This window comes from Sphingobacterium daejeonense (assembly GCF_901472535.1).
Classification (GTDB): Bacteria; Bacteroidota; Bacteroidia; order Sphingobacteriales; family Sphingobacteriaceae; genus Sphingobacterium; species Sphingobacterium daejeonense.
The window spans coordinates 4687551-4710693 of the sequence record NZ_LR590470.1 but is presented as its reverse complement, the minus strand read 5'-3'; the positions used below and the strand labels follow the sequence as shown (position 1 = coordinate 4710693).

General features: G+C 39.0%; 41 protein-coding genes and 1 pseudogene. 31 read left to right on the top strand and 11 right to left on the bottom strand.

The genetic code is table 11. The annotated features are described in order from the left end of the window. The 18 genes and pseudogenes from FGL31_RS29485 to FGL31_RS28600 all read left to right on the top strand — a co-directional run bounded on the left by FGL31_RS29485 (position 1) and on the right by FGL31_RS28600 (position 8382). Entirely contained in the window at positions 1 to 600 is a 600-nt protein-coding gene (locus tag FGL31_RS29485) for a Nif3-like dinuclear metal center hexameric protein (protein WP_317131117.1), read from the top strand. Beyond that, positions 587 to 754 (top strand): hypothetical protein, encoded by a 168-nt coding sequence (locus tag FGL31_RS29480; protein ID WP_317131116.1) that lies wholly within the window; start codon positions 587 to 589, stop codon positions 752 to 754. Before FGL31_RS29485 ends, FGL31_RS29480 begins: the two co-directional genes overlap by 14 nt. Beyond that, positions 754 to 1493, top strand: a pseudogene (locus FGL31_RS30210) (zinc ribbon domain-containing protein). The gene FGL31_RS29480 and the pseudogene FGL31_RS30210 overlap by 1 nt, the downstream one beginning before the upstream one ends. A 93-nt stretch (positions 1494 to 1586) precedes the next feature. Further along, on the top strand, positions 1587 to 1901 hold the full coding sequence (locus FGL31_RS27185) for a hypothetical protein (RefSeq protein WP_232047104.1): 315 nt from the start codon (positions 1587 to 1589) through the stop codon (positions 1899 to 1901). A gap of 110 nt (positions 1902 to 2011) precedes the next feature. Next, positions 2012 to 2140, top strand: a complete 129-nt coding sequence (locus FGL31_RS28615; RefSeq protein ID WP_262709213.1) for a hypothetical protein — start codon at positions 2012 to 2014, stop codon at positions 2138 to 2140. 573 nt (positions 2141 to 2713) lie between these two features. Next, positions 2714 to 2836, top strand: coding sequence for a hypothetical protein (locus FGL31_RS28610; protein WP_262709212.1), 123 nt, complete (start codon positions 2714 to 2716; stop codon positions 2834 to 2836). 359 nt (positions 2837 to 3195) lie between these two features. Then, a complete protein-coding gene (locus tag FGL31_RS27180; protein WP_232047103.1) occupies positions 3196 to 3384 on the top strand; it encodes a hypothetical protein in 189 nt (62 codons plus the stop codon). A 345-nt stretch (positions 3385 to 3729) separates the two neighbouring features. Continuing rightward, entirely contained in the window at positions 3730 to 3834 is a 105-nt protein-coding gene (locus FGL31_RS27175; protein WP_232047102.1) for a hypothetical protein, read from the top strand. 128 nt (positions 3835 to 3962) lie between these two features. Continuing rightward, positions 3963 to 4172 carry a PDZ domain-containing protein gene (locus tag FGL31_RS27170; protein ID WP_232047101.1) on the top strand — a complete coding sequence of 70 codons (210 nt, stop codon included), beginning with the start codon at positions 3963 to 3965 and terminating at the stop codon, positions 4170 to 4172. Continuing rightward, entirely contained in the window at positions 4157 to 4705 is a 549-nt protein-coding gene (locus tag FGL31_RS27165; protein WP_232047100.1) for a S41 family peptidase, read from the top strand. Before FGL31_RS27170 ends, FGL31_RS27165 begins: the two co-directional genes overlap by 16 nt. Positions 4706 to 4707: 2 nt before the next feature. Then, positions 4708 to 4893, top strand: a complete 186-nt coding sequence (locus FGL31_RS27160) for a hypothetical protein (protein ID WP_232047099.1) — start codon at positions 4708 to 4710, stop codon at positions 4891 to 4893. A 91-nt stretch (positions 4894 to 4984) separates the two neighbouring features. Next, positions 4985 to 5539, top strand: a complete 555-nt coding sequence (locus tag FGL31_RS22325) for a DsbA family oxidoreductase (RefSeq protein WP_197734372.1) — start codon at positions 4985 to 4987, stop codon at positions 5537 to 5539. Positions 5540 to 6082: 543 nt separating this feature from the next. Further along, on the top strand, positions 6083 to 6598 hold the full coding sequence (locus tag FGL31_RS22320) for a CPBP family intramembrane glutamic endopeptidase (RefSeq protein ID WP_138094578.1): 516 nt from the start codon (positions 6083 to 6085) through the stop codon (positions 6596 to 6598). A 99-nt stretch (positions 6599 to 6697) separates the two neighbouring features. Next, a complete protein-coding gene (locus tag FGL31_RS22865; protein ID WP_171017777.1) occupies positions 6698 to 6838 on the top strand; it encodes a DUF2007 domain-containing protein in 141 nt (46 codons plus the stop codon). Continuing rightward, positions 6839 to 7516 carry a phosphatidate cytidylyltransferase gene (locus tag FGL31_RS22315; protein ID WP_171017776.1) on the top strand — a complete coding sequence of 226 codons (678 nt, stop codon included), beginning with the start codon at positions 6839 to 6841 and terminating at the stop codon, positions 7514 to 7516. It abuts the gene before it with no gap. After that, positions 7510 to 7638 (top strand): phosphatidate cytidylyltransferase, encoded by a 129-nt coding sequence (locus FGL31_RS28605; RefSeq protein WP_171017775.1) that lies wholly within the window; start codon positions 7510 to 7512, stop codon positions 7636 to 7638. The genes FGL31_RS22315 and FGL31_RS28605 overlap by 7 nt, the downstream gene beginning before the upstream one ends. A gap of 104 nt (positions 7639 to 7742) precedes the next feature. Beyond that, positions 7743 to 8108, top strand: a complete 366-nt coding sequence (locus FGL31_RS27155) for a TIGR02453 family protein (protein WP_232047098.1) — start codon at positions 7743 to 7745, stop codon at positions 8106 to 8108. 7 nt (positions 8109 to 8115) lie between these two features. After that, entirely contained in the window at positions 8116 to 8382 is a 267-nt protein-coding gene (locus FGL31_RS28600; RefSeq protein WP_262709211.1) for a DUF2461 family protein, read from the top strand. Here the strand turns inward: FGL31_RS28600 and FGL31_RS28595 are convergent. Genes FGL31_RS28595 through FGL31_RS28585 form a run of 3 tightly spaced genes read right to left on the bottom strand, consistent with a single transcriptional unit; the run spans position 8302 to position 9497 of the window. Beyond that, on the bottom strand, positions 8302 to 8661 hold the full coding sequence (locus FGL31_RS28595; protein ID WP_262709210.1) for an anhydro-N-acetylmuramic acid kinase: 360 nt from the start codon (positions 8659 to 8661) through the stop codon (positions 8302 to 8304). The two genes, FGL31_RS28600 and FGL31_RS28595, sit on opposite strands and share 81 nt — an antisense overlap. Next, entirely contained in the window at positions 8621 to 8737 is a 117-nt protein-coding gene (locus tag FGL31_RS28590; protein WP_262709209.1) for a hypothetical protein, read from the bottom strand. Before FGL31_RS28590 ends, FGL31_RS28595 begins: the two co-directional genes overlap by 41 nt. Positions 8738 to 8756: 19 nt before the next feature. Then, complete coding sequence (locus tag FGL31_RS28585) at positions 8757 to 9497, bottom strand: anhydro-N-acetylmuramic acid kinase (RefSeq protein WP_262709208.1); 741 nt, start codon at positions 9495 to 9497, stop codon at positions 8757 to 8759. A gap of 74 nt (positions 9498 to 9571) precedes the next feature. On the opposite strand from FGL31_RS28585, the gene gcvH reads away from it, so the two are divergent. Then, a complete protein-coding gene (gene gcvH, locus FGL31_RS22300) occupies positions 9572 to 9952 on the top strand; it encodes a glycine cleavage system protein GcvH (protein WP_138094576.1) in 381 nt (126 codons plus the stop codon). Positions 9953 to 10015: 63 nt separating this feature from the next. Here the strand turns inward: gcvH and FGL31_RS22295 are convergent, their stop codons facing one another. From FGL31_RS22295 to mqnB, 3 genes are all read right to left on the bottom strand, one after another. Next, the gene (locus FGL31_RS22295; protein WP_138094574.1) at positions 10016 to 10750 is read right to left on the bottom strand and encodes a DUF6263 family protein; all 735 of its coding nucleotides are present in this window, start codon (positions 10748 to 10750) and stop codon (positions 10016 to 10018) included. A gap of 96 nt (positions 10751 to 10846) precedes the next feature. Next, positions 10847 to 11833 carry a pyruvate dehydrogenase complex E1 component subunit beta gene (locus FGL31_RS22290; RefSeq protein ID WP_138094572.1) on the bottom strand — a complete coding sequence of 329 codons (987 nt, stop codon included), beginning with the start codon at positions 11831 to 11833 and terminating at the stop codon, positions 10847 to 10849. Between the two features lie 122 nt (positions 11834 to 11955). Next, a complete protein-coding gene (mqnB, locus tag FGL31_RS22285) occupies positions 11956 to 12585 on the bottom strand; it encodes a futalosine hydrolase (protein WP_138094570.1) in 630 nt (209 codons plus the stop codon). A gap of 51 nt (positions 12586 to 12636) precedes the next feature. Here mqnB and FGL31_RS22280 point away from each other — a divergent pair, with 51 nt between their 5' ends. The 12 genes from FGL31_RS22280 (at position 12637) to FGL31_RS27125 (ending at position 18816) form a co-directional block, all read left to right on the top strand. After that, entirely contained in the window at positions 12637 to 13050 is a 414-nt protein-coding gene (locus tag FGL31_RS22280) for a 6-pyruvoyl trahydropterin synthase family protein (protein WP_099369806.1), read from the top strand. A 20-nt stretch (positions 13051 to 13070) separates the two neighbouring features. Next, positions 13071 to 13703, top strand: coding sequence for a GTP cyclohydrolase I FolE (gene folE / locus FGL31_RS22275; RefSeq protein ID WP_099369805.1), 633 nt, complete (start codon positions 13071 to 13073; stop codon positions 13701 to 13703). Between the two features lie 278 nt (positions 13704 to 13981). Next, the gene (locus FGL31_RS22270) at positions 13982 to 14617 is read left to right on the top strand and encodes an O-methyltransferase (protein ID WP_138094568.1); all 636 of its coding nucleotides are present in this window, start codon (positions 13982 to 13984) and stop codon (positions 14615 to 14617) included. Positions 14618 to 14638: 21 nt separating this feature from the next. Next, positions 14639 to 15145: a glucosaminidase domain-containing protein gene (locus FGL31_RS22265; protein WP_099369803.1), complete on the top strand. Its 507-nt coding sequence runs from the start codon at positions 14639 to 14641 to the stop codon at positions 15143 to 15145. Positions 15146 to 15214: 69 nt separating this feature from the next. Next, a complete protein-coding gene (locus FGL31_RS27150; protein WP_232047097.1) occupies positions 15215 to 15514 on the top strand; it encodes a glucosaminidase domain-containing protein in 300 nt (99 codons plus the stop codon). A gap of 243 nt (positions 15515 to 15757) precedes the next feature. Continuing rightward, positions 15758 to 16003: a LysM peptidoglycan-binding domain-containing protein gene (locus FGL31_RS27145; RefSeq protein WP_232047096.1), complete on the top strand. Its 246-nt coding sequence runs from the start codon at positions 15758 to 15760 to the stop codon at positions 16001 to 16003. A 524-nt stretch (positions 16004 to 16527) separates the two neighbouring features. Further along, the gene (locus tag FGL31_RS22255; RefSeq protein ID WP_138094566.1) at positions 16528 to 16833 is read left to right on the top strand and encodes a hypothetical protein; all 306 of its coding nucleotides are present in this window, start codon (positions 16528 to 16530) and stop codon (positions 16831 to 16833) included. An 83-nt stretch (positions 16834 to 16916) separates the two neighbouring features. Beyond that, on the top strand, positions 16917 to 17378 hold the full coding sequence (locus FGL31_RS27140; RefSeq protein WP_232047095.1) for a DUF3078 domain-containing protein: 462 nt from the start codon (positions 16917 to 16919) through the stop codon (positions 17376 to 17378). 45 nt (positions 17379 to 17423) lie between these two features. After that, complete coding sequence (locus tag FGL31_RS27135; protein ID WP_232047094.1) at positions 17424 to 17885, top strand: DUF481 domain-containing protein; 462 nt, start codon at positions 17424 to 17426, stop codon at positions 17883 to 17885. A gap of 5 nt (positions 17886 to 17890) precedes the next feature. Beyond that, complete coding sequence (locus FGL31_RS22245; protein WP_138094564.1) at positions 17891 to 18160, top strand: polysaccharide biosynthesis/export family protein; 270 nt, start codon at positions 17891 to 17893, stop codon at positions 18158 to 18160. Positions 18161 to 18215: 55 nt separating this feature from the next. After that, positions 18216 to 18539, top strand: coding sequence for an N-acetylmuramoyl-L-alanine amidase (locus FGL31_RS27130; RefSeq protein ID WP_232047093.1), 324 nt, complete (start codon positions 18216 to 18218; stop codon positions 18537 to 18539). Next, positions 18490 to 18816: a hypothetical protein gene (locus FGL31_RS27125; RefSeq protein ID WP_232047092.1), complete on the top strand. Its 327-nt coding sequence runs from the start codon at positions 18490 to 18492 to the stop codon at positions 18814 to 18816. The genes FGL31_RS27130 and FGL31_RS27125 overlap by 50 nt, the downstream gene beginning before the upstream one ends. A 52-nt stretch (positions 18817 to 18868) precedes the next feature. Here FGL31_RS27125 and FGL31_RS27120 read toward each other — a convergent pair whose 3' ends face one another. From FGL31_RS27120 to FGL31_RS22225, 5 genes are all read right to left on the bottom strand, one after another. Further along, the gene (locus FGL31_RS27120) at positions 18869 to 19399 is read right to left on the bottom strand and encodes a sodium:solute symporter family transporter (RefSeq protein WP_232047091.1); all 531 of its coding nucleotides are present in this window, start codon (positions 19397 to 19399) and stop codon (positions 18869 to 18871) included. After that, the gene (locus FGL31_RS27115) at positions 19338 to 19976 is read right to left on the bottom strand and encodes an SLC5/6 family protein (protein WP_232047090.1); all 639 of its coding nucleotides are present in this window, start codon (positions 19974 to 19976) and stop codon (positions 19338 to 19340) included. The genes FGL31_RS27120 and FGL31_RS27115 overlap by 62 nt, the downstream gene beginning before the upstream one ends. Next, positions 19939 to 20556: a sodium:solute symporter family transporter gene (locus FGL31_RS27110; protein WP_232047089.1), complete on the bottom strand. Its 618-nt coding sequence runs from the start codon at positions 20554 to 20556 to the stop codon at positions 19939 to 19941. Before FGL31_RS27110 ends, FGL31_RS27115 begins: the two co-directional genes overlap by 38 nt. A gap of 105 nt (positions 20557 to 20661) precedes the next feature. Beyond that, positions 20662 to 20859, bottom strand: coding sequence for a hypothetical protein (locus FGL31_RS22230; protein WP_099369799.1), 198 nt, complete (start codon positions 20857 to 20859; stop codon positions 20662 to 20664). Between the two features lie 8 nt (positions 20860 to 20867). Further along, positions 20868 to 23135: a PIG-L family deacetylase gene (locus FGL31_RS22225; RefSeq protein WP_138094562.1), complete on the bottom strand. Its 2268-nt coding sequence runs from the start codon at positions 23133 to 23135 to the stop codon at positions 20868 to 20870. Between the last annotated feature and the right edge of the window lie 8 nt (positions 23136 to 23143).

Genomic DNA, 23143 nt, shown 5'->3' with positions numbered 1-23143 from the left:
ATGTTAAATTTAAACAGTCAAGCTGTATTGCGTCCTAAAACAGGATTATTGAAGAAATTGGTTGTTTATGTTCCCAGAACTCATGTTGAAGAGGTTCGTCAGGCTATATTTGACGCAGGTGCTGGCGCAATAGGCGATTATGACCAATGTAGTTATAATACCGCTGGATATGGGACATTCAGGCCATTAGAAGGCGCAAATCCTGCCATTGGAACGGTAGGTGACCAAGAACGTGTGGAAGAAACCAAGATTGAAGTTATATTTCCTGCTCAATCAGAGCGCAAGATATTGGTTTCGATGTTATCGGCACACCCTTATGAGGAAGTAGCTTACCAAATTGTTGGATTGGATAATCCATTTTTATATGTTGGTTCTGGCATTATTGGCAATCTTGAAAACCCGATGGATGAGATGGAGTTTTTAGCTTATCTGAAAGATAAGATGAAGCTGAATGTGATTCGACATACGAAAACGTTGGGCAAGAAAATCAGCCGAGTGGCAGTCTGTGGAGGTGCTGGAGGCTTTTTACTGGGTGATGCTAAGCGTTCAGGGGCTGATATATTCATTACGGCAGATTATAAGTATCATGAATTTTTTTGATGCTGAAGGCGAGATTATTATTGCAGATATCGGACATTTTGAAAGCGAACAATTTACGCAAGAATTATTGTTAGATATAATTCAGAAAAAATTTGCTAACTTTGCTCTCCTATTGACGGAAATAGACACAAATCCAATAAAATACTACAGTTAATGGAACAAACCGTAGAACAAAAACTAAAAGCTTTATGGGCTTGGCAATCAATCGAAACAGAGATTGACAAGATTCGCCAAGTACGTGGAGAACTACCTATCGAGGTAGCAGACCTGGAAGATGAGATTGCAGGTTTAGATACACGTATCGAAAAAATTCGTAACGAACTGGACGAATTAGAAGATTCTATTGTGAAAGCGCAAAAACATGATCAAAGATGCGCAGGCAGCCAATCAAAAAATACGAAACACAACTAAACGAAGTTAAAAATAACCGTGAGTACGATGCTATTTCAAAAGAGATAGAAATCCAAGGGTTAGAGATTCAAGTTTGTGAAAAGCGTAATCCGTGAAGCTGAATTCGAAATCAAGAACAAAACTGAAGCTTATGAAGCTACAGCGAAGAAACGTAGATTTCAGCAAAGGTGAGTTGGATGCCAAGAAACAAGAATTGGAAACAATCACGTCTGAGACTCAAAAGGATGAAGACAAATTGTTAGCAGAAGTTGAAAATCTGAAAAGAATATCGACGAGCGCTTACTAAAAGTAATCAAGAAATTACGTAGGTCATTCCGTAACGGATTGGCAGTGGTTTCAATTGAGCGTGATAGCTGTTCAGGATGTCACAACAAGATCCCACCTCAGTTACAATCAGAATTCGCCAAAGAAAGAAAATCATTATTTGTGAGCACTGTGGTAGAATTTTAGTAGACGAGGAAATCGCGTCTGAAGAAGCATAGTTAATTACTATAAATAAAGTAACGCCGATACATTGTGTCGGCGTTTTTTGTATATTTATTGTCTTACCAATTTATTAACACCAATTTATTAAAATGCTAAAGAATATAATTACCTTATTTGCTTTAGCTGCTGGTCAACTCAGTTTTGCCCAAACAGCTGAAGAAACCCTATTATTGAGAAACCCAAGCATCAGTCAGAACCATATCAGCTTTGTATATGGCGGTGATATTTGGATTGCCGATAAAAACGGTCAAAACCCACGTCGTCTCACGGTCAATCCTGCCGTAGAACAAAACCCAATCTTTTCACCAGATGGCTCGAAAATAGCTTTTACAGGCAACTATGATGGAAATACAGATGTGTATGTCCATATCCATTCAAGGAGGCGAGCCCAAGCGAGTTACTAGCCACCCTGCAGGTGATGTTTTAAGAGGATGGTTATCAAACGATGAGGTTTACTTCGCCACCCAACGTGAATTGAACTATTCCCTTGGATTAAGGTTATATAAAACCAAAATTGACGGTTTCTGTAGATTATCCATTGATTATGCCTGAGGCAAATCAAGGTTCCCCTTCTGCGGATGGTAGATATTGGGCATATATAAAAAACGGTGATCCTACAGAAAGAGATCGCGTCCGCTTTTAAACGTTATCGCGGAGGAGGGATGCCGTCTATTTGGATATTTGATACTCAAACGCATGATGTACAGGTTATACCAGGCGAGAAATGCAATGATGTCAAACCTATTTGGTTAGGCGATAAAGTATATTTCCTGTCTGAACAGAGACAAGATCGTCAATGTATTTAGTTATGATGTTAATACAAAACAGGTCAGTAAACTAACAAATTTCAGTGATTACGATGTAAGGACCCTTCAAGGCAAAGGTTCTGAGCTGATTTTTTGAGCAAGCAGGTAAGCTTCATTTGCTTAATACCGCTAATAAAACCACTAATTCCTATTGCTATTCATATTCCAAGCGGATGCTTTATCAAAAAGAGGGCATTACGTAGATATGAAAGACGACCTTCGTAATTTTGAAAATTTCCCCAACGGGACAGCGCGCTTTATTCGAAAGCTAGGGGCGAGATTTTTACTGTTCCAAAGGAAAAAGGTGACGCCAGGAACATCTCAAATTCCCCAGGTTCCCACGAAAAATTCCCAGCATGGTCTCCCAACGGTAAAATGGATCTCCTATGTCTCTGACAAAAATGGAAAATATGAACTCGTATTACGCGGACCAAAAAGGAATGGACGAACCTGTTTATATCAACTTGGGAACATCAAATTTTTATTTCCAACCTACTTGGTCTCCAGACAGCAAAAAGCTTTTTTTACAATGATTCACACTTAAATCTATTCTTTGTTGACATTGATTCCAAGAAAATCACAAAAGTGGATGATGATTATTTAGGGCTCACATACCGGGCGTTCTTATAATTATTTCGAATCGAGCTGGTCTCCCAGATTCAAAATGGATAGCTTATGTGAAAACACTCAAGAGCGGTGTTAATGCCGTGCATATGTATAATATTGATACGAAGCAGTCTCAACAGGTTACAGACGGAATGAGTGAGGTGCAACGCCCTATATTACAAGAGATGGAAAATATCTTATTTTTAATGCGAGTATCTGACGTGGGGTTAACAAACTCTGGTCTCCATATGAACCGCTTACGACAGAAGATCGCAATACTCTACTTATGCCTTTATTTTGTCCAGTGATTCTCCTTCAATTTTTCAAGAATGAAAGCGATGAGGAAACAATAAAAACAGAGGACTCTAAAGAGGAAAAAGAGGAAGATAAAAAAGATAAGAAGGGATCTAAAAAGACTCAGCTAAAGATAAGAAATCTGAAGAGTCCAAAGATCAGAATAAACCTATCAAGGTAGAATTTCAATAACATCAACAATCGCATTATTGCATTAGGTATTCCGAATGGTTCTTATGGTTTTGATGGATCAGTAGAGAATATGCTAATCTATGTAAGGGAAGGGAATATTTATGCTTATGATCTTAAAAAGCTTGAGGAAAAATTAATTGGTTGAAAAAACTAGAGGCTTTAGCATCAGTCATGATGGGAAACAAATGCTATATATAGAAATGCTCAAGGATACTTTATTGTTGCAGCAGGTCAAAAACCGGCAGGCGATACCGGTAAGCTCAAGCTTGATGACATTAAATTAAGGGTTGAACCTGAAGAAGAATGGAAGCAGATCTTTAATGAAGTTTGGGCTATGCAGCAAGATTTCTTCTATGTCGAGAACATGCATGGTGCAGACTGGAATGCTGTAAAAGCGAAGTACGAGAAATTCCTGCCCCTATGTAAACCATCGTTCTGATCTTTAGTTATTTATTGAATGAGATGCTTGGTGAAATTGGTTGTAGGGCACAGTTAATATTTATCCTGGCGACGAACCATCTGCTCCGTCTGTTTTCTGCAAGGCGTATTGGGGGCTGATTATCGTAATTGAAAAACAACCGTTATAAAATCAAGAGAATTTACAACCAGAATCGGACTGGAACCCTAATTTCAAAGCTCCTCTTGCTGAACCAGGTTTGGGGTGTAAAAGAAGGGATGTATATTCTTGCCGTAAATGGAAAAGAACTGACTGCCGATACGGATATTTATAGCTTATTTGATTTTACAGTTGATAAACAAATATGGATTGCAAAGTAAACGATAAACCGTCAATGGCTGGTGCTAAAGAAATTACGGTAAAACCTATTTCATTTGGCAATGAGGTTGCGCTAAGAAGACAGTTTTGGGTGGAAAACAACCGCAAGAAGGTTGACTCCCTAAGTAACGGTCAAATAGCCTATGTTTACATGCCTAATACGGGCAGAGAGGGTTATACTTCTTTCAACCGTTATTACTTCTCCCAGATGGATAAAAAAGCCCTTCTGTTGGACGAAAGAAACAATGGTGGTGGCTCTGTTGCAGATTATGTAATTGATCTATTGTCTACGGGAATTGATATCTGGATGGGGGAATTCGTGACGGTAAAAGCTTCACTACCCCTGGAAACGGAATCTTTGGTCGCAAAAGCCATGATTATAAATGAGAATGCAGGTTCTGGTGGAGACATGATGCCGTATATGTTCAGGTTCAAAGGCTTGGGCCAAATTAGTTGGCCGAACAACAATGGGAATCTTGGTCGGTATTTCTGGCTATCCACAATTGCTGGACGGTGGAATGGTAACTTCACCTAACTTTGGAATCTTTGATCTTGAAGGCAACTACATCATCGAAAACGAAGGTGTTGCACCAAGATGTATTCGTAGAGCAAATGCCTAAAGACCTGTTGCAAGGAAAAGATCCACAGCTCGAAAGAACAGTTCAGATCCTATTGGAGGAAATGAAAAACTTATCCTTACCAAGGAGGTTAAAAAACCTGTAGATCCTGTCAGGGTAAACTAATATTCAACGAAAGCCAAGGGTTTTGCTCTTGGCTTTCGTTCTTTTTTAGAATTTAAAAAGTATTTTTGGGAATGCTAATAGAAATTTGGTCCGATATCATGTGTCCTTTCTGTTATATCGGAAAGGCTCATTTTGAAAAAGCTCTTGATTCTTTAAGTTTCAAGGATAAGATTGAGGTTAAGTATAAAAGCTATCAATTAGATCCCAATTACCATCACGTCGAGGGTGATACGACTTACAAATACTTGAGTGCGTCTAAAGGAATGCCTTTGGAACAGGTTAAGGAAATGACAAATCATGTTGAGCAGATAGGCAGAAATGCGGGTGTTAACATTAATTTCAGCACAAATATCCCTGCGAATACATTTAAAGCTCATGAGTTAATTCATTTTGCTGCTTCAGAAGGTAAGGGTACAGCAATGAAGGAGAAACTTTTTAAGGCTCATTTTGAAGACGGATTGAATATTGAAGATGACAGCGTTTTATTGTCATTAGCTCAAGAGGTTGGTCTTTCTGAAGATGCCGCTAAAGAGGCATTAAATAGTGATAAATATGCCTACGAAGTAAAGCAGGACATCGCGAGGCACAACAGATTGGAATCCGCGGAGTTCCTTTTTTCCTGTTGAACCGCAAATACGCGATCTCTGGAGCACAAACCGGAAAGTGTTTTCGTAGAAGCCCTGGAAAAAAGCTTTTCAGAATGGAAAGAAAGCAATCCTGACATTACGTTTTTAGGAGGGGATAGTTCAGCACCGAGCTGTACAGATGATAAATGTGATATTTAGTTTTAAGGAAACCAATTATGTACCAGTCTAAGCCAAATTCGCCATGGTTATCCCTGATGATTCTTTTGGGACTGACTTTGCTTGCACTTTTGTTTTGCAACTGTTTGTTGTCTTAGGCATTGGTATTCAGCAGTGGTGATATCAACAGTATTCTAAATTCAGGGGAAATATATACCCTGAGGATACGAACATGTTATATTTACTTTTGGGTGTTAGCAGTATCTCCACATTTCTACTTCCTGCCTTATTCCTTCAGATGATTGAAAAAGGCAGGTCAAATATTTTCCTTCTGAACCCTATAAGGTAGGCACATTTTTTGATCTTGATTTTTGCTTTCCTAATTGTTTTTTAATCCCGCGATGGAATTAATCAGCCCGTTGGAACATGGACATGAAGCTTCCAAGTTTTTTGGAGAATACTGAGAACTGGATGCGTAGCCAAGAAGATCAGATGACAGAATTGACAGAGCGGTTGGTCATGGTAGATCGGATAGACCTTCTGTTGCTGAATATTCTTGTGATGGCTGTTTTGCCGGCAATTGTTGAGGAATTCTATTTTAGAGGGGCATTGCAGAAGATCTTTGAAAGGATGTTCAAAAATGCCCATGTTGCAATTTGGGTAACTGCAATCATCTTTTCAGCTATTCATGTTCAATTTTATGGCTTCTTTCCGAGAATGTTCCTGGGATTAATATTCGGTTATGCCTTATTATGGACAAACAACATTTGGGTTCCCGTGTTTGCACACTTTCTGAACAACGTTTCAGTAACTATAATAGCGTTTTTTTATTTCAAAGATGGAAAGACCTACGAAGACTTACAAAACTCCGACGCATATAGTGTACCATTATATATCGGGAGTATTATCCTTAGCATCGGTGTAGGGTTATTATTTTTATAAGATATCACAACAAAAAAATAAAGTAAATGGACTCAAACTGGACGAAAATCAAAGTATACAATAAACCTTTTGAGGCAGAGATTGTTAAAAACATGCTCCTTGAAAAACAATATTCCGGCAGTAGTATTAAATAAACAGGACTCATCCTATTTATTTGGTGTTGTTGAGTTGTATGTCGATCAAGAACATTCCGTGGAAGCTTTGGCTTTGATCGATTCTTTTGGAGATGAAGAAGAATAAATGAAAACAAGAGCTATTACTGGATTTTTCTTTGTTGTTGCACTCGTCTGCGCAACGATTTTTAATGAATATGTATTCTCCATCTTTTTTGGAATTGTAGGGGTTCTTGCTGCTAAAGAGTTTTTTACCATCTGTAAAACAGAGGAAACGAAACCCTTGGAAGGTCTTGGATTAGTTACTTCCATCGTTTTGGCAACCATCGCCATTGCATACTTTTTGGGTTATATAGAATTAAAATATTATGGCTTAGCAATACCGCTATTTTCTCTTCTTTTTATTTCATCCCTATATCTTAAAAGAGCAAAACCATTTCATGATATTGCCTATACCCTATTAGGAATTTGGTATGGCACGATTCCTTTTTTGTTTTTTATTGGGTTAGGATTTATCAATGGAGATTTCAATCCATATATCCCGATGGGATTTTTAATTATCCTATGGTCAAATGATACAGGGGCATATCTTTCAGGAAGAGCCCTGGGAAGGACAAAGCTATTCGAACGCATAAGTCCCAACAAAACATGGGAAGGATTTATTGGCGGTGTTTTATTGGCTATGGGCGTTTGCCTTTGGACTTTCCTATTGGTTTGGAACTCTAACAAAACTAGAATGGGTAATGATTGCTGCTATCATTGGAATCTTTGGAACCCTGGGAGATCTAGTTGGAATCCATGTTGAAAAGAAGTTTGGGCATCAAAGACTCAGGAAGTATTTTACCAGGTCATGGTGGCTTTTTAGATAGATTTGACGGGCTTTTAATTGCTGCACCTTTAGTTTATATTTTGCTTACCTTATTTTAATTTACCATGAAAATAGAAAAGGCAACCTTTGACTTTTTAAACAATCTTAAAGAAACAACAATAGAGAATGGTTTCAAGAGAATAAGTCTGCTTATGAAGCCGCTTTGAAGAATGTTACTGAATTTATAGAACAAATCATTGTTGGACTTTCTGGCATGGATCCGCATATCAACCAGGATATTTCCGCGAAGAAATGTCTTTTCAGAATCTATCGAGATGTTCGGTTTTCCAAAAACAAGGACCCTTACAAATCATGGTTTGCTGCCGGAATCTCAGTAGATGGCAGAAAATTGGCAGGACCTGAATATTATATCCACATAGAGCCCAATGGAACTTTCATTGCTGTGGGATATTGGAGACCAGATAAGAACCACCTGGAAGCCATCAGACAGGAAATTGACTATAGTGCTCCGGAACTGTTCGAAGCATTGAAAAAAGGAGGTTGGAAAGCTGAAGATCTTTCATCCTGAGGACAAGTTGCAGAGGCCTCCTGCAGGATATTCAGCGGACAACGAACATATAGAGCTTTTAAAGCACCGTAGTTTCATCTTGTCAATGAATATCAGCCGGAAGGACATGGAGTCTGCAAAAGCCTTGGAAAACGGTTATTTCGAGTTATGCAACGATGATACCTTTCAAAGAATTTATCCACCAAGCCTTAGATCAATAAGGCAAGCTTATTTTTCCCATGCATACCGCGGGAGAGTCTTTAATATTTTTTACAGATTGAGGATTGCCCGCTAACGTTTCATTTGCCAGAACAGCAAATAAACAAGCTTCTTTAGCATCCGGATTTATGCCAAGGTCCAAGAAAGAAGTAACTTGTCCAGGAAACTCTTCCTGGAGCTGCTGCATAGTCAATGGATTGTGAAGACCGCCGCCGCTCACATATACCTTAAACCCATCCATGTCTTTCGTAGCTTTCTTAATTCCGTTTATTATGGTCTGCGCAGAAAACAGATTTAAGGTCGCCATAGTATCCTCATGACTCAGGTTTTGTAAAGCTGTTTTCTTTAAGGGCATTGTTCAGATACTCTAAATTGAACAGTTCGGGACCTGTTGTTTTGGGGAAGCTCAAATCCAAAAATTCTTCATTCATAAGTTCTTTCAGAAGAACGTCATTGGCCTTTCCTTTTTTTAGCTACAGCTGCATCTTCGTCCATTTCTAGTCCAAAATGCTTTTCCATGTATTGGTTCATCATTGTATTTCCCGGGCCAAGGTCAGTGGCGTAGGCCTTTGATTCGGAACCAATTTTAGGAAGAAAGGTAAAGTTTGATATTCCTCCTATATTTAATAATATCCTGTTTTCATTTTCAGAAGAAAATAGGAGGTAATCACCATACGCCGCCAAAGGGGCGCCTTCTCCACCTGCGGCCAAGTGTTTTTGTCTAAAATCCGAAAGACATATTATTCCGGTCTTAACGGCAATATGGTCACCATCTCCAAGTTGAAGGGTGCTGTTTGGAAGAGAGCGATCACCTGTCAGCGATTGTGGCGCATGGAAAACAGTCTGACCATGGCTAGCAATAACATCGATTTTCTCAGGCTTTATCTTCCACTTCTTGAGCGCTTTTAAAATTAAGTTGCTATGTATTTCTGCTATATAGGGATTTAATCCACAAAGGGTCTGCTGGTCAATGGTTTTCTTGGCGAAAACCTTTCGAATCCATACTCTAAATTCACGGGTATAATCCATGGTTTCAAACTTGAGGAGTTCAAGCTTGGTATTATTACCGTTTCCATTGAATTTACAGATTGCTATGTCCAGTCCATCTAAGGATGTTCCTGACATTAACCCAATGATTAATCGATCTTCTTTTAGGGCAATATCTGATAGTTTGGCGATGCTGGGATTCATAGGATAAAAATACAATAACTTTTGTATTCTCCATTCTTAATCCTATTTTTGGGGGAAAAACAAATAGAAAAGACATGAATTTTCCTTCAGAATTAAAATACACCAAAGATCACGAATGGGTTCTTGTAGAAGGTGATGAAGCAGTTATTGGTATTACAGATTTTGCTCAAAGAGAATTAGGTGATATCGTGTTTGTAGACATCAACACTGTAGGTGATGAGGTTGCAGCAAACGAAGTTTTCGGATCAGTGGAAGCTGTTAAGACTGTATCTGATCTTTTTATGCCAGTAACAGCTACTGTTTTGTCTGTAAATGACGCAATTGATTCAAACCCTGAGTTGGTAAACTCTGATCCTTATGGTGAAGGTTGGATTATCCGTGTTAAATTAAACAATGCTGCTGACGTAGATGGTCTATTGTCTGCTGATGCATACCAATCAGAAATTAACGCGTAATCGCAATAAGAAAATAAAAAAGCCCGACAGCATGCTGTCGGGCTTTTTGTTTTTCTAAACGTCTTATTTCGTAACCGACATAATCATGTCCGTTGAAACTTTTTGTCCTTCTACTTCCATGTCCATTTTAATGGTTGCAGACTTTGTAAAGAATGTTACCGGATCGACGATGTAATTAGCGTTGAAATTTCCGATTTTGGCATCACCTTCGCCTTTCATTTCACCGATAGATTCAATTTGGTAACCTTCGTCTGTTTTTCCTACGAATTTGTTGTTCGCAACGGTTTTAATACCTTTTGCTTCAACTTCAGATGGCCATGTATCTCCAGGTTTCACTGCTTTTTCTGGGTACGATGCGGTCATTCCCATGTTGTCCAATGCATTATCCATACCCTCAATACCTTCGCTGCTGATCAGTTTCCCTCTATCCGAAGTAACCATAATCATCTTCTTGCCCAGCATTTTTTCGAATTGTGCTCCTAACATTGCACTAGTAGGATCATCAGAAGGAGTCTCCGAGTCATAGCTCATGGTCATCATCCCTGCGTCCATATCAACTTTTACGGCATCCATTATACTTTCGAATGTATAATTTGTCCCTTCAAGTTTAGTCGGAGTGACCGTTGATTTAATAGCCATGTCCATGATCATACTTTGTTGGCCTTCAATGTCCATTTTCATGGTTACTGAAGATTTATAAGCTTCATTTAGGGGTAATTTCATTTTAAAGTCTACCTCCTGTGCCTTTATAGAAAGTGCTGCGGAAGACAGAAGGAATAGTACTAGTAATTTTTTCATATTCTATGATTTATGTTAACTAAAAATACAAATTATTTGCACAAAAAAAACCTCAGTACATTTTTTACTGAGGTTTTTATTAAAATATTTTAATTCTTACTTTTTCAAATAAGAAACTTCTTTCACGGCTTTAACCACTTTCGCAATGCTTGGTAAAGAAGCTTCTACCAAAGTAGGAGCATAACCAAGAGGAACGTCAGCAGATGTAACACGCACAATAGGTGCATCTAAATAATCAAATGCATTTTTTTGAACGTGGAAAGTAACCTCAGAAGAGATTGAAGCCAAAGGCCAAGCTTCTTCAACGATTACCAAGCGGTTAGTTTTCTTAACAGACTCGATGATAGTAGGGAAATCGATAGGACGAACCGAACGTAAATCGATCAACTCAACGCTTACACCTTCTTTTTCTAATTCTTCGATTGCAGGAAGTACCACACGAGGGATCATTTTACCAAATGAAACAACTGTTACCGCAGTACCTTCTTTAACGACATTTGCTTTTCCGATAGGTAGGTAGTATTCTTCTTCAGGAACTTCACCTTTGTCACCATACATTACCTCAGACTCCATGAAAATAACTGGATCTGGATCGATGATAGCAGATTTCAATAATCCTTTGGCATCGTAAGGGTTTGAAGGAACAACAACTTTCAATCCTGGCGTATTAGCGAACCAGTTTTCAAAGTTCTGGGAGTGTTGAGCACCTAATTGACCAGCATTACCTGTAGGACCTCTGAATACAATCGGACAAGAAAATTGACCACCACTCATTTGGCGGATTTTAGCTGCCGCATTGATAATTTGGTCAATCGCAACTAAAGAGAAGTTGAATGTCATGAATTCAATGATTGGTTTCAATCCGTTCATTGCTGCACCAACACCGATACCTGCAAAACCAAGCTCTGCGATTGGGGTGTCAATAACACGTTTTGCACCAAATTCATCAAGCATACCTTGACTTACTTTGTACGCACCATTATATTCAGCGACTTCCTCGCCCATTAAAAAGATTGTTTCGTCTTTGCGCATCTCTTCGTTCATTGCTTCGCGAAGCGCTTCTCTGAATTGTATTTCTCTCATCAGTATTACAGATAGTGAATTTTGTTTAGATAGGCAAAAATACTATTATTTATTGAATTTCCGCAGGAGGTTTGTACTATTTTCGATGTAAAAGGGTCTACACAATCGATTTACAAAGCAGGTTAGGAGCTCTGTAGCACAGTAACAAAGCTCTGTAACCACGTATTGAGCTCTTTTAATGCCAATGGAATGTTCCAGTTCTCCGTGTTTCTTAGCTCTACTAAGTTGGAAATAGTCCTCACTTGGACACAGGGAATCCTCAGTTTGTTGGCCACATAAAAAAATGCCGCGCCTTCCATGCTCTCCAATAGGCCTAATCCATATTCATTTTTGATCTTTTTGATGCTATCTTCAGACCCATGGGCCTTATTTACCGTAATCCCATCGATGTATGGGATATCATAAAATTCTGCCGGGAGGGATAGTTGGGGTAATATTTCTACAAAAACCGAATTTCCAAAACCTAAGCTATCAATGGGGATAAAGTCTTGGTCATTCTCTGCTCCAAATTCGTGTATACGGTCGGTTTTAATTCTATGAATTGATCCTAGATGATGATAAGGATTAAAGGTACCTGCGATGCCAACGTTTATTAATAAATCATAAGAATTGTTGGTGAGGTGTTGCCCCATGGAAAAGGCGGTTGCAACCATGCCAACACCGGTGACCAAATAATCTGTATTTGTTTCGATTAACGTGGGAATGGAAGCGGATATTTCAAGTTCTGTAGCAGCAACAACGAGAGTTTTCATATATGTACCTCAAAATACTAAATTACGTTAATTTACTTTATCTTTGTCATTATGATTTATATTACACGCCGCGAACGCTTTAATGCCGCCCACAAGCTCTATCGTGAAGATTGGTCAGCTGAGGAAAATGAGCGAATCTTTGGTAATTGCTCCAATCCAAATTGGCACGGTCATAACTATGACTTGTTTGTGACTGTTAAAGGTCATATCAATCCAGAAACGGGTTTCCTTATCGACTTGAAAGTAATGAAAGACATTATCATTAGAGAAGTAATCGACAAGCTAGACCATAAAAATGTGAACCTTGATGTGGATTTTATGAAAGATAAAATGGCCTCAACAGAAGTGATCGCCGTTGAGATCTTCAACATTTTGAAACCTTTGTTCGAAAAGGAAAATGTAATCCTACATGTGGTTAGACTTCATGAAACCGAAAACAATTATGTCGAATATTTCGGCGAATAATTCACCAATAACAAATTAGAATGAGCAAATTTCAACAATTTGAAGAAGAAGAACAGGACGGTTATTTGAAGATCGACCAATACAACGAGAAGAATGTTGAACGAATTGCAGAACATTATAAAGATATTCTACAAGCATTGGGAGAAGATCCAAACCGTGAGGGTTTGATTAAAACTCCTGAACGTGTTGCCAAAGCTTTACAATTCTTAACTCATGGATATGACGTCGACCCAGCGGCAGTTCTTCGTGGAGCAATGTTTGAAGAGGAATACAGCCAAATGGTAGTTGTCAAGGACATTGAAGTATATTCAATGTGTGAACACCACATGTTACCTTTCTTCGGTAAGGCACATATTGCTTATATCCCTAATGGGCATATAGTCGGCCTTAGCAAGATCCCTCGTGTTGTAGATATTTTCGCAAGAAGACTTCAGGTTCAAGAGCGCTTGACCAATGAAATCCGCGACTGTATTCAGGATACTCTAAAACCAGCGGGTGTTGCGGTTGTTATCGAATGTAAACATATGTGCATGGCGATGCGCGGAGTACAAAAACAAAACTCCGTAACAACGACTTCAGCGTTTACAGGCGCCTTCCAAAACGACGTTACCCGTTCTGAATTTTTAAGATTAATAACAGCCTCTTTAGACTAGAGGTTTTTGTATAGTTTTTGGGGCCCATATTTTTCGAAAATATGGGCCTTTTTTTATGGCATAAATTTCAAGATAGACTCTGATTACCAAAGTTTAAATTGGTCAGTTTTATGACGTAATTTAAATTAAAAGAAAAAATATTGGCTTTTTGCAGGACGCTTAAATCACCTTTAAACGCTGTTTTACCTTCTTCCTGTTACTTATTAAAATATTGATTCACAGACGTTTATAAAAAATTCTTTGGTAAGTTTGATGGCTAATATTTATCTTTGCGCAGTATGTTTGAAGAGTCCAATCCACTAAACAGCTATCTGGAAGATACTACGGACCAAGAAAATCCGTTACTAAAAAAGGTCAATAGAGAGACCTATCTGAAGGAGACCATGCCGCACATGTTATCGGGGCATTACCAAGGAAGAGTACTGGCTATGTTGAGCAAAATGGTACATCCGAGGTTCGCGTTAGAGATTGGTACTTTTACAGGATATGCGACCCTGTGTTTAGCAGAAGGTTTGGAGGACAATGGAGCCTTGCATACCATTGATATCAACGAGGAACAGCAAGAACGAGTTCAGTCATATTTTGATGAATCTCCCTATGCTAGTCAAATCAAATATCATATTGGAGATGCGGCGGAAGTTATTCCAACCATAGAAGGGGAATTCGATTTGGTGTTTATAGATGCCGATAAGAAACGAAACCTTTACTACTTCAACACATTGATCGATCGAGTAAGACCAGGCGGTCTGATTTTAATTGACAATGTCTTGTGGAAAGGAAAGGTTTTAAATGAAAACCCTGACAAACAAACACAGCAAGTGATAGAATTAAATCAAACCTTGGCAGAGGATAAAAGAGTTGAAAAACTTATTCTGCCGATTAGAGATGGGCTTTTTGTGCTACGCAAAAAGTAGTGTTAAACTAAAACAAGTTTTATGCTAAATTATTGTAGAAAGATTTTAGTAGTATGTATACTTACTACTCTTTCAACTTTAGGGCTTCAAGCTCAAGATTATACGACCAGATCGTACATTGAGAAACATAGCCCAGCAGCTCAAACGCTAATGCGTGAAACAGGAGTTCCGGCTTCTGTAATCCTAGCAGTAGCAATTCATGAAAGTGCCTACGGCAACAGCAGAATTGCACGCTATTTGAATAATCACTTTGGAATCAAAGGGAAGAACAACAGCAAAAAAATCCGTTCCGCATACAAAGGATACGGTTCAGTTTTGGATTCTTACCGCGATTTTGTTGGTCTTTTGCAAAGAAGAAAAGCTACAAAGCCATTATTCAACAAACACGATTCTGAAGATTACAAAGGATGGGTTAAAGGAATAGCAAATTCTGGTTATTCTGAAACTGGAGATTGGTCGAGAAAGGTAATCTCTACAATCGACAGATATGACCTAGAAAAGTACGACGAAAAAACGAATCTTAACTAAGCTCATTTGTCAAGTAGATGAAGAAGTTTTTACTGGCCAGTTTAATATTGGCCTTATTTTTTGTTTCCTGTGGTTCAAAAAGATCTACAGTTCTCAAACACCCAAAACGGTAGCCGAGGAGGCACCGTTAACACCCCTAATTCATCTAGCAACAAAGGAACATCCACTAGTGGGCTAGCTTACATCGATCGATACAAGGGAATTGCCATTGAGGAAATGAACAAATATGGTATTCCTGCGAGTATTAAGTTAGCACAGGCCATTTTGGAATCTGGCAACGGAAATAGCTACCTAGCTACCCAAGCCAACAACCATTTTGGGATTAAATGTGGAGGTTCGTGGAACGGCAAATCTGTCAATCGCCCCTGATGACATAGCAAATGATTGTTTCCGAGTTTATTCTCATCCTGAGCAATCTTTCCGAGATCACTCTCAATTTCTTCTCCGTAAAGCGTTACGAAGGCTTGTTTACCCTCAAAAAAGACGATTACAAAGGTTGGGCAAGAGGCTTAAAAGCTGCAAGGCTATGCAACTAACCCTCGGTACCCAGACCTTCTTATCGACTTAATAGAGCGCTATAACCTACAACAATATGACCAAGCAGAAGCTCCCGTGGAGGCAATCGCTAGGGTTGAAAAAGTAGAAGAGGTGATCGAAGAAAAAGAAGTTGTAGAGCCACCTGCTCCAGTTGAAGAAATCAAAAAGCCGGTAGCCATGCAAATCTATGAGGTGAAAGCAACTGATACCATGTACTCCATAGCTCGACAATACAATGTTACAGTAAATGACATCAAGTCTTGGAACGGCTTGTCAACTGATGCTGTAACGGTCGGACAGCTTCTTGTCGTATCAAAATAGTTACAAGAGACGTTAAAATTGTTAAATATTAGCAAGATATCCTTCTAAGACGTAGTTTTATAAGAGTGAAAATCCTTGTTCGTATTTTATTAATCTTTTGTTCGCTATCGCCGGTTCTGTTGTATGCACAACAAAGCTTGGAAGGTATCGTATATGATAAAGACACAAAGCGTAGGCTGGGGGAAGTCCAGGTTAGAAATCTAAATACTCAGAAATATATTTATAACGATGCTCGCGGAGAGTTTAAGACTGGCAATAAAAGCAGGTGATATCCTTGTTTTTAAAAAAGACAGGTTATTTTTCTGATACCATAACCTATAACAATCAATCTGCCATCATCGTGAATCTGAAGGAGAATGTTTCGGCGATAGAAACCGTGACTGTAATGGGTCGAAAGAACCCTGACGATGTTTTAAAATGAGATAAAACGAGATTATGGCAAGGCTTTTGAGTTATCACAACCCGGTGATATTTTCTCCGTGGGAATGACAGGGGCAGGATTAAATATCAATTCGCTATACAATATGGTCAGTAAGGAGGGTAAGAACGCCAGAAGGTTTACCCAATTTATTGGAAAGCTGCATGAAGAAAACATCATTGATTTTTACTTTACGCCGGAATTAGTGCGCAGTTTGGTGGGTTTGGAAGGTGAAGAGCTAAAGGTATTTATGCAGTTATTTAGGCCTACATATGAGTTTGTCACGACATCTAACTATTACGAAATGGTAAAATATATAAAAAGTAAATATGAAGTATTTAAACTACACCCAAATTTACGACCTTTGCGAGAATTGCCAGACATAAAGTTGGATGTTAAAAAAGAAAATTAATATGAATATAAAAACTTTACCTATTACCTGTTTTCATTTTTATTTTCGGAATCGTATCGGTTCAGGGTCAAGATTTACGTGAATTGCGCGTAAAACCAGATAGTACAATTTCTGAACAGAACGAAGGCGAAGCCCTTTCCATCAAAAACATTAACGTGCCTATTCCAAAGTTAGACCTTCAGGTCAATTATTGGAAACATTGGACCAAAGTAGGGATCAATTTCAACCAAGCAGCATTCAGCGATAACTGGAAACTGGGTGGTTTGAACTCCTACGCTATTGGCGGTATAATCTGGCATAAATCAGAATTCAATAGAAACAACTTTAACTTCACAACAGAACTAGACCTGAAATACGGTAAAGTGAAAAATGAAGGGCAGTTGGCAAAACCTAATAATGACCGTATTTTCTGGGATAACAAGTTAGCTTATAAGTTGACGAAATCATGGGCGGTCTACTTGTCGTTGACATACGAAACGCAGTTTGACAATGCCTATAACTATGGCAAAGACACCGAGGGCAATGAAATCATCAACCGGTTTTGAAATCTTCTTTTATGGCTCCAGGATATTTCACAGAGTCATTCGGTTTTGGAGTACAAGCCTGATGAAACGTTTTCACTAAGGTTTGGTACGGGTACTGCCAGACAGACCTTGATCTTGGACAACCGTTTGAAGCCGCGCAATGCCGCAGATTATTTCGCTGAATTCGGTGAATTCCCAGATGAAAAGGATTATACAAAAGGAACAGGTCCGATATTTGGTATTGAAGAAGGTAAAACATTTAAAAATGAACTGGCTTTTCAGTTGACAGCAAACTTGGACAGAAATCTTTCGAAGAACTTGAACTTGAAGTCACGTTATAACTTATTCGCAGACTACGAAGATCTTTCAGATCCAAAACATCGTTTGGATGCTACATTGACTGCAAAAGTAACTTCGTTGATCAATGTGCAATTAGGCGGTGTAATCCTTTACGATTCTGCCCTTGATGGCGCCGTTCAGTGGAACCAAATGCTTTCAATGGGTCTGCTACTTAATTTACCAAAATAGATTAGATGAGAAAAATTTCAGAGCGACTGATTGTTGCAGTGTGTGGGGTGTTGTTTTTGGTTGGTTGTTCAACCGCCAAGAAGTCGAAGGTATTACAATCAAATACATCTGTTATTACTCCTTCAGTAATTGTTGAAAATTCAGCACCAAAACTAGATACATTAAATAAAACTCCTGCTGTTGTTGAGCAAGCAAAAGTTGCTCCTCCATTAGCAGGTGCAAACCAAACTCCAGAGCAAAATTGCCTGGAATATGTTTTTGCAGGGCACCAGTAAGCAATATGATTATGCCAGTGCCATGCATTACGATGTGAGAAAACCCTCATTCGTAATGATTCATCATACGTCTCAGGCTAATTTAGCACAGACAATCCGTACATTCCAGCTACCGCACACCAAGGTCAGCAGCCATTATGTTATTGGTCGCGACGGTAGGGTGGTGCAGATGCTGAACGATTATTTGAGAGGATGGCATGCCGGAAGGGGTAAATGGGGGTCCATTACAGACATGAACTCGGTTTCGATTGGAATTGAGCTTGACAATAATGGCAAAGAACCATTCCCTGACGCTCAAATAAACTCCTTATTAAATCCTTTTGGACACCTTGAAGACCAAATACAGCATCCCTCAGAAAAACTTCATTGGGCACGCTGATTTCGCGCCAGGAAGAAAGGATGACCCTAATGTATTCTTCCCTTGGCAACTGTTGGCAGAAAGAGGATTCGGAATATGGTACAATCCCAATTATTTGGTCGCACCTCCAATGAATTTTAATCCTATTGATGCATTGAAGCTAATGGGATATGATATGACCAATCAGGAAGCAGCCATAAAATCATTCAAACGGAAGTATATTAAATCAGACCTTACAGGGATACTGACAGAAAAAGATAAAGCTGTTTTGTATGACCTCTATCGAAAATATTATTAAAAAATAAGAGAGCCGTTTAGAAAGAAAATCTAAACGGTTTTTTATTTGGGTGTTATTTTTGCCCCAAAAGTATTGCAGGATAAAACCAATCAGGATCAATAAAGCACAGCCTATTAGATTCAGCCATAAAAAAAGCAACTACGTCCATTCGCCAGATACCGATCACGATTACCTCAGTGATTACCGCAGACCAGAATACCGCCTTTCCGCCAATACTTTTGACGTAAAATGCAACCAGGAAGATTCCAAGTATAGTGCCATAGAACAGGGAACCCAATATATTCACAGCTTCGAGTAAGTTACCAAGTTGACTTGAATAGAGTGCTATTCCGATGGTGAAGATACCCCAGCAGAAAGTTGATATACGGGAAACTTTCAAATAATGGGAGTCGGCGGCTCCTTTTTTGACAAACCTCTTATAGATATCGATAACCGTTGTCGATGAAAGTGAATTTATTGCACTAGCAGTCGCTCCCATGGACGCTAAGAATATAATTGCAATCAATAGGCCAATTAAGCCTTTAGGGAACGTATCGGTTACGAAAACGTAGAAAGATATAGTTGTTGTCGTTTGTGTCTGCATTAGGGTCGTTCTTCTCAATTAATTCGACCAGTTCTGTGCGAAGTTTTTGATCGTTCTCATTGAACTTTAAGAGCTCTGCTCTTGCTTGATCAATTTTATCTTCTTCTTTAGTCTTTAGGGCATCGGTCAGTTGGTTGATATAAACTGTCTTTTGTTGACTGATTTCTTCGTGACGCTGCTTGATGTTTTCGTACTCCTGCTTGTGGTTACTGTTTTCAAGCTGTTCGATCACCTGTTCATTAAAGAATAGGGGCGGGGTATGGTATTGATAGTACGCAAAGACCAATATACCTATCAATAAAATACAGAACTGCATAGGCACTTTCAAAAGGCCATTCATCAACAGGCCAAGTCTACTTTCTTTAACAGAAGAACCGGTCAGATATCTTCCGACCTGACTTTGGTCAGTTCCAAAATAGGATAGTTGCAGGAAGAAACCACCAATGAGCCCAGTCCAGACTGTATATTGGTTGTTTAAATCTAGTTTAAAGTCGATGGCATTGGCTTTTCTGGATTTTCCGGCAATGTGCAACGCTTCTTTAAACCCAATATCTTGGGGCAATAAATGCACAACCAAAACTCCCGCCAATAACAGTCCGCCGAAAAATAATTGACATCTGCAACAGCTGAGTGTATGATACCGCTTTGGTGCCACCATAGACAGTATAGATCACCACTAAAGAACCGATTCCTATGGTCGTCAGGGTTAGGTCTATTTTCAATATGGTGGAGAGGATGATTGCCGGAGCAAAAATGGTAATCCCCGTTGATATCCCCCTTTGAAGTAAAAACAAGGCAGCAGTCAATACGCGCGTCTTGACATCAAACCTCTTTTCGAGGAACTCATATGCAGTATAGACCTTGAGTTTATGGAAAATAGGCACAAAAGTAATACAGAGGACAATCATGGCCAATGGCAATCCAAAGTAAAACTGAGCGAAGCTCATTCCGGAACTATAGGCTAAACCAGGTGCTGAAAGAAAGGTAATGGCGCTGGCTTGAGTTGCCATTACAGAAAGTCCTACTGTGTACCAAGGTAAGGATCGGTCACTAAGGATATAGCCGTCAATTGTTTTGACGTTCTTGCTTTTGTAAAGTCCATACGCCACTATGGAAAGCAAGGTAAGGATGAGTACTATCCAATCGATACTACTCATCCAAAATATTTAGTAAAAATATACATGAGAACTATGCAAACGACTAACCAGAGAACAACTATCCAATAGAATTGTCTCCAACTTCGTACGAATGGCGGTAGTCCTTTATCTGTCATGCGTTTTATTTGGTAATAAAATTGAGATGAAGATGATTGCGAAAATTAATCCACCAACCAGTCCACCAGCAAATCCTAAAAATGTTTCTTTGGCAACCCATCCAGTCAGAGCACCTAGAATAGTACCTACTAATAAGATAATGCCTTTTACGTTGATTTCTTTTGAGTTTTCGATTTGATTTTCCATTATATTTCTTAGTTTTTTTCGTTCTTAGCGAGCAAATTTACAAATAATCTAGTAGCTCCGGGTACTCCTGCTGGCAATTGTCTGAAAAATGCCAATGGCGCATAAACGAATTTCCCTTTTCCATGGTTTGCAACCAACAAAGAACCTTTGTTTTGTTCTTCATCCTTGTCCGCAAAGCTCAATGGCGTGCGGTATTCTGGAGCTATATTGGTCGCAAAATATAAACCTCTTTCTTGAACCCATCCCTCGAAATCCTTCTCTGTTATCTTGTTCGGATAATTCAGGACCGGATCTGTCGGATCAGTGAAAGTAACCTCGGCATCCTCCTCGGTTACTCTATCTCTATTGATTTCAAATGGGTAAGGACCTAATTTGTCCGTACTCATTCTAGAATTTACATTGTACTGCGATAAGACTGTACCCCCTTGTTCCACATAATTGAACAAAATAGGTAACCATTGATTGGCATTTGGGCTAACGTTATAAGCCCTTATTCCGATAATGATTGCGTCGTATTGATTTAAGTTAGTGCTAGCAAGCAAATTGCTGTTCAACAGGTCCACTTGCACGCCAATGTTTTCCAAAGCCGTAGGTATTAAATCTCCGGCACCATGAATATAACCAATTTTTTTCAAAGGATTGTTAATTTCCAAAGCTTTAACTTTTAAATTAACCGGAGGGAACCATGTTATATCCGGAATATGTTGGTAAGCTATCTTTTTAAAACCATAGACAGGGTTGCCATTGATCAAAGGTTCAACATCACTGCTTTCTGTATTTTTGGGATTTGATATTTCAAAGCTCTTTAATACAGATTGGCCTGCGGGTATCTCAAATTCTATTTTATTCGGTGAAATCTGTAAACCATCACTTTGGTTGAAGGTCAGTTCTCCGGTTTGGATATTGTTGCTGTTGTTTTTTATCGTAAGACTGATAGTTTTCTTATCTCCTGTTTTCAGTAAGGCTTGACTTGAACTGATCGATGCGGTAAGTGCCGGTGAAACGGAGATGGGTTGATAAACTTCACCATCTACAGGGTCAACAAATCTAAATTCAACCGGCTTTTCTACTTCCAGTTGTAGACCATCAACCGTTAAAACAAACTTTGTACTCGGGTTGTCCGTGTTTTCTGGATAACCAAAATTCTTTTCTTCGATATCAAATTTACCTAATGAATTAGGTTTTTCGAGCCAATATGGTTGGGTCCAATGATCAGCAGATTTTTGATTTGGATATTTTTTAGTTTCATTGCCCGGTATCGACTCATTGATTGATTTGCCATCAATGGAAATCAATTTGACATCAGATTCTGAAGCTCTTTTAATAATTTCATTCGTAACATTAAAAGACTGTCCTATTACATAATTTGGCTGTGAAGCTATAGATTCAACAACTATACCTGCGCAAGAGAGAATAATGTCTTCTAGATCTTTGAGCTTTTTGTCTCTATAAACACTTGGTTTTAGAGCTTTGATCAATCCATGGAGTTCGACCAATTCTTTTATGGAGTTTTCAGGATGGTTGATATTGTATTTCTTTTGGATATCCTGAATTTTCTGTTCTATATTTTTTGTGGGCTCACCCAACCTCTCCCATGTGGTGTTTACCCCTTCGAAAAGGTCTTGGGTAGCCTTTTCACCTGCCACATGATCAAAGAATTCTGTTGTCTGGCCGCGATTTGCTGCAGCACCAAAACCTTGACTTTTATGCTGCGATCTGCTCATGGCAGACACCTCGCCATAGGAATAGCCCATTAACGGGTTATAATCGCTTAATACAACCTTTAATTGATCATCTGAGGTGTTGTTCATCCCTCCAAAGTTTGCTGTGTTCCATACAATCCTTTTGGCTTTCCAGGGCTTCAATTCTTTTAGCTGTTCTGGATATTTGTTAGGATCAGCAGCAGCTTCATAAGCTTCTTTTGCTAGAATTGCGGATGCTTGGTGATGTCCGTGGCCACCACGACGATCCGGAGGAAAGCGATTGATAATCACATCCGGTTGCAATTTCCTGATCAGATAAACGGCTTCGCGAAGGATATCATCCTTTTTCCAGAACGTAAAGGTTTCATCGTGGGTTTTTGAAAAACCAAAGTCATATGCAGCACTGAAGAATTGTTCGCCTTTGTCGATTGCTCGTGCCGCCAACAGTTCTTGTGTTCTGATCAAGCCTAGTTCAATACCCTGCTCTGTACCCAAAAGGTTTTGACCACCATCACCTCTGGTTAAGGAGAGATATGCCGTCCTATATTTTTCTGTCATTTGCCAAGTAGGCAATCAGTCTG

Bases quoted from the DNA above. Each gene is read 5' to 3' on its own strand.
- FGL31_RS22270 (WP_138094568.1), top strand. From the start codon at position 13,982: ATGTTTGAAGAGTCCAATCCACTAAACAGCTATCTGGAAGATACTACG.
- FGL31_RS22320 (WP_138094578.1), top strand. From the start codon at position 6,083: ATGGACATGAAGCTTCCAAGTTTTTTGGAGAATACTGAGAACTGGATG.
- FGL31_RS28585 (WP_262709208.1), bottom strand. From the start codon at position 9,497: ATGAATCCCAGCATCGCCAAACTATCAGATATTGCCCTAAAAGAAGAT.
- FGL31_RS27185 (WP_232047104.1), top strand. From the start codon at position 1,587: ATGCTAAAGAATATAATTACCTTATTTGCTTTAGCTGCTGGTCAACTC.
- FGL31_RS27165 (WP_232047100.1), top strand. From the start codon at position 4,157: ATGGATTGCAAAGTAAACGATAAACCGTCAATGGCTGGTGCTAAAGAA.
- FGL31_RS22325 (WP_197734372.1), top strand. From the start codon at position 4,985: ATGCTAATAGAAATTTGGTCCGATATCATGTGTCCTTTCTGTTATATC.
- FGL31_RS22230 (WP_099369799.1), bottom strand. From the start codon at position 20,859: ATGGAAAATCAAATCGAAAACTCAAAAGAAATCAACGTAAAAGGCATT.
- FGL31_RS22290 (WP_138094572.1), bottom strand. From the start codon at position 11,833: ATGAGAGAAATACAATTCAGAGAAGCGCTTCGCGAAGCAATGAACGAA.
- FGL31_RS22265 (WP_099369803.1), top strand. From the start codon at position 14,639: ATGCTAAATTATTGTAGAAAGATTTTAGTAGTATGTATACTTACTACT.
- FGL31_RS28605 (WP_171017775.1), top strand. From the start codon at position 7,510: ATGTTGAAAAGAAGTTTGGGCATCAAAGACTCAGGAAGTATTTTACCA.
- FGL31_RS29485 (WP_317131117.1), top strand. From the start codon at position 1: ATGTTAAATTTAAACAGTCAAGCTGTATTGCGTCCTAAAACAGGATTA.
- FGL31_RS27110 (WP_232047089.1), bottom strand. From the start codon at position 20,556: ATGAGTAGTATCGATTGGATAGTACTCATCCTTACCTTGCTTTCCATA.
- folE (WP_099369805.1), top strand. From the start codon at position 13,071: ATGAGCAAATTTCAACAATTTGAAGAAGAAGAACAGGACGGTTATTTG.
- gcvH (WP_138094576.1), top strand. From the start codon at position 9,572: ATGAATTTTCCTTCAGAATTAAAATACACCAAAGATCACGAATGGGTT.
- FGL31_RS27175 (WP_232047102.1), top strand. From the start codon at position 3,730: ATGCAGCAAGATTTCTTCTATGTCGAGAACATGCATGGTGCAGACTGG.
- FGL31_RS28590 (WP_262709209.1), bottom strand. From the start codon at position 8,737: ATGAATGAAGAATTTTTGGATTTGAGCTTCCCCAAAACAACAGGTCCC.
- mqnB (WP_138094570.1), bottom strand. From the start codon at position 12,585: ATGAAAACTCTCGTTGTTGCTGCTACAGAACTTGAAATATCCGCTTCC.
- FGL31_RS27120 (WP_232047091.1), bottom strand. From the start codon at position 19,399: ATGCAGACACAAACGACAACAACTATATCTTTCTACGTTTTCGTAACC.
- FGL31_RS22315 (WP_171017776.1), top strand. From the start codon at position 6,839: ATGAAAACAAGAGCTATTACTGGATTTTTCTTTGTTGTTGCACTCGTC.
- FGL31_RS28610 (WP_262709212.1), top strand. From the start codon at position 2,714: ATGAACTCGTATTACGCGGACCAAAAAGGAATGGACGAACCTGTTTAT.
- FGL31_RS22245 (WP_138094564.1), top strand. From the start codon at position 17,891: ATGAGAAAAATTTCAGAGCGACTGATTGTTGCAGTGTGTGGGGTGTTG.
- FGL31_RS22280 (WP_099369806.1), top strand. From the start codon at position 12,637: ATGATTTATATTACACGCCGCGAACGCTTTAATGCCGCCCACAAGCTC.
- FGL31_RS22295 (WP_138094574.1), bottom strand. From the start codon at position 10,750: ATGAAAAAATTACTAGTACTATTCCTTCTGTCTTCCGCAGCACTTTCT.
- FGL31_RS27130 (WP_232047093.1), top strand. From the start codon at position 18,216: ATGATTCATCATACGTCTCAGGCTAATTTAGCACAGACAATCCGTACA.
- FGL31_RS27180 (WP_232047103.1), top strand. From the start codon at position 3,196: ATGCCTTTATTTTGTCCAGTGATTCTCCTTCAATTTTTCAAGAATGAA.
- FGL31_RS22255 (WP_138094566.1), top strand. From the start codon at position 16,528: ATGGTCAGTAAGGAGGGTAAGAACGCCAGAAGGTTTACCCAATTTATT.
- FGL31_RS29480 (WP_317131116.1), top strand. From the start codon at position 587: ATGAATTTTTTTGATGCTGAAGGCGAGATTATTATTGCAGATATCGGA.
- FGL31_RS28595 (WP_262709210.1), bottom strand. From the start codon at position 8,661: ATGCCCTTAAAGAAAACAGCTTTACAAAACCTGAGTCATGAGGATACT.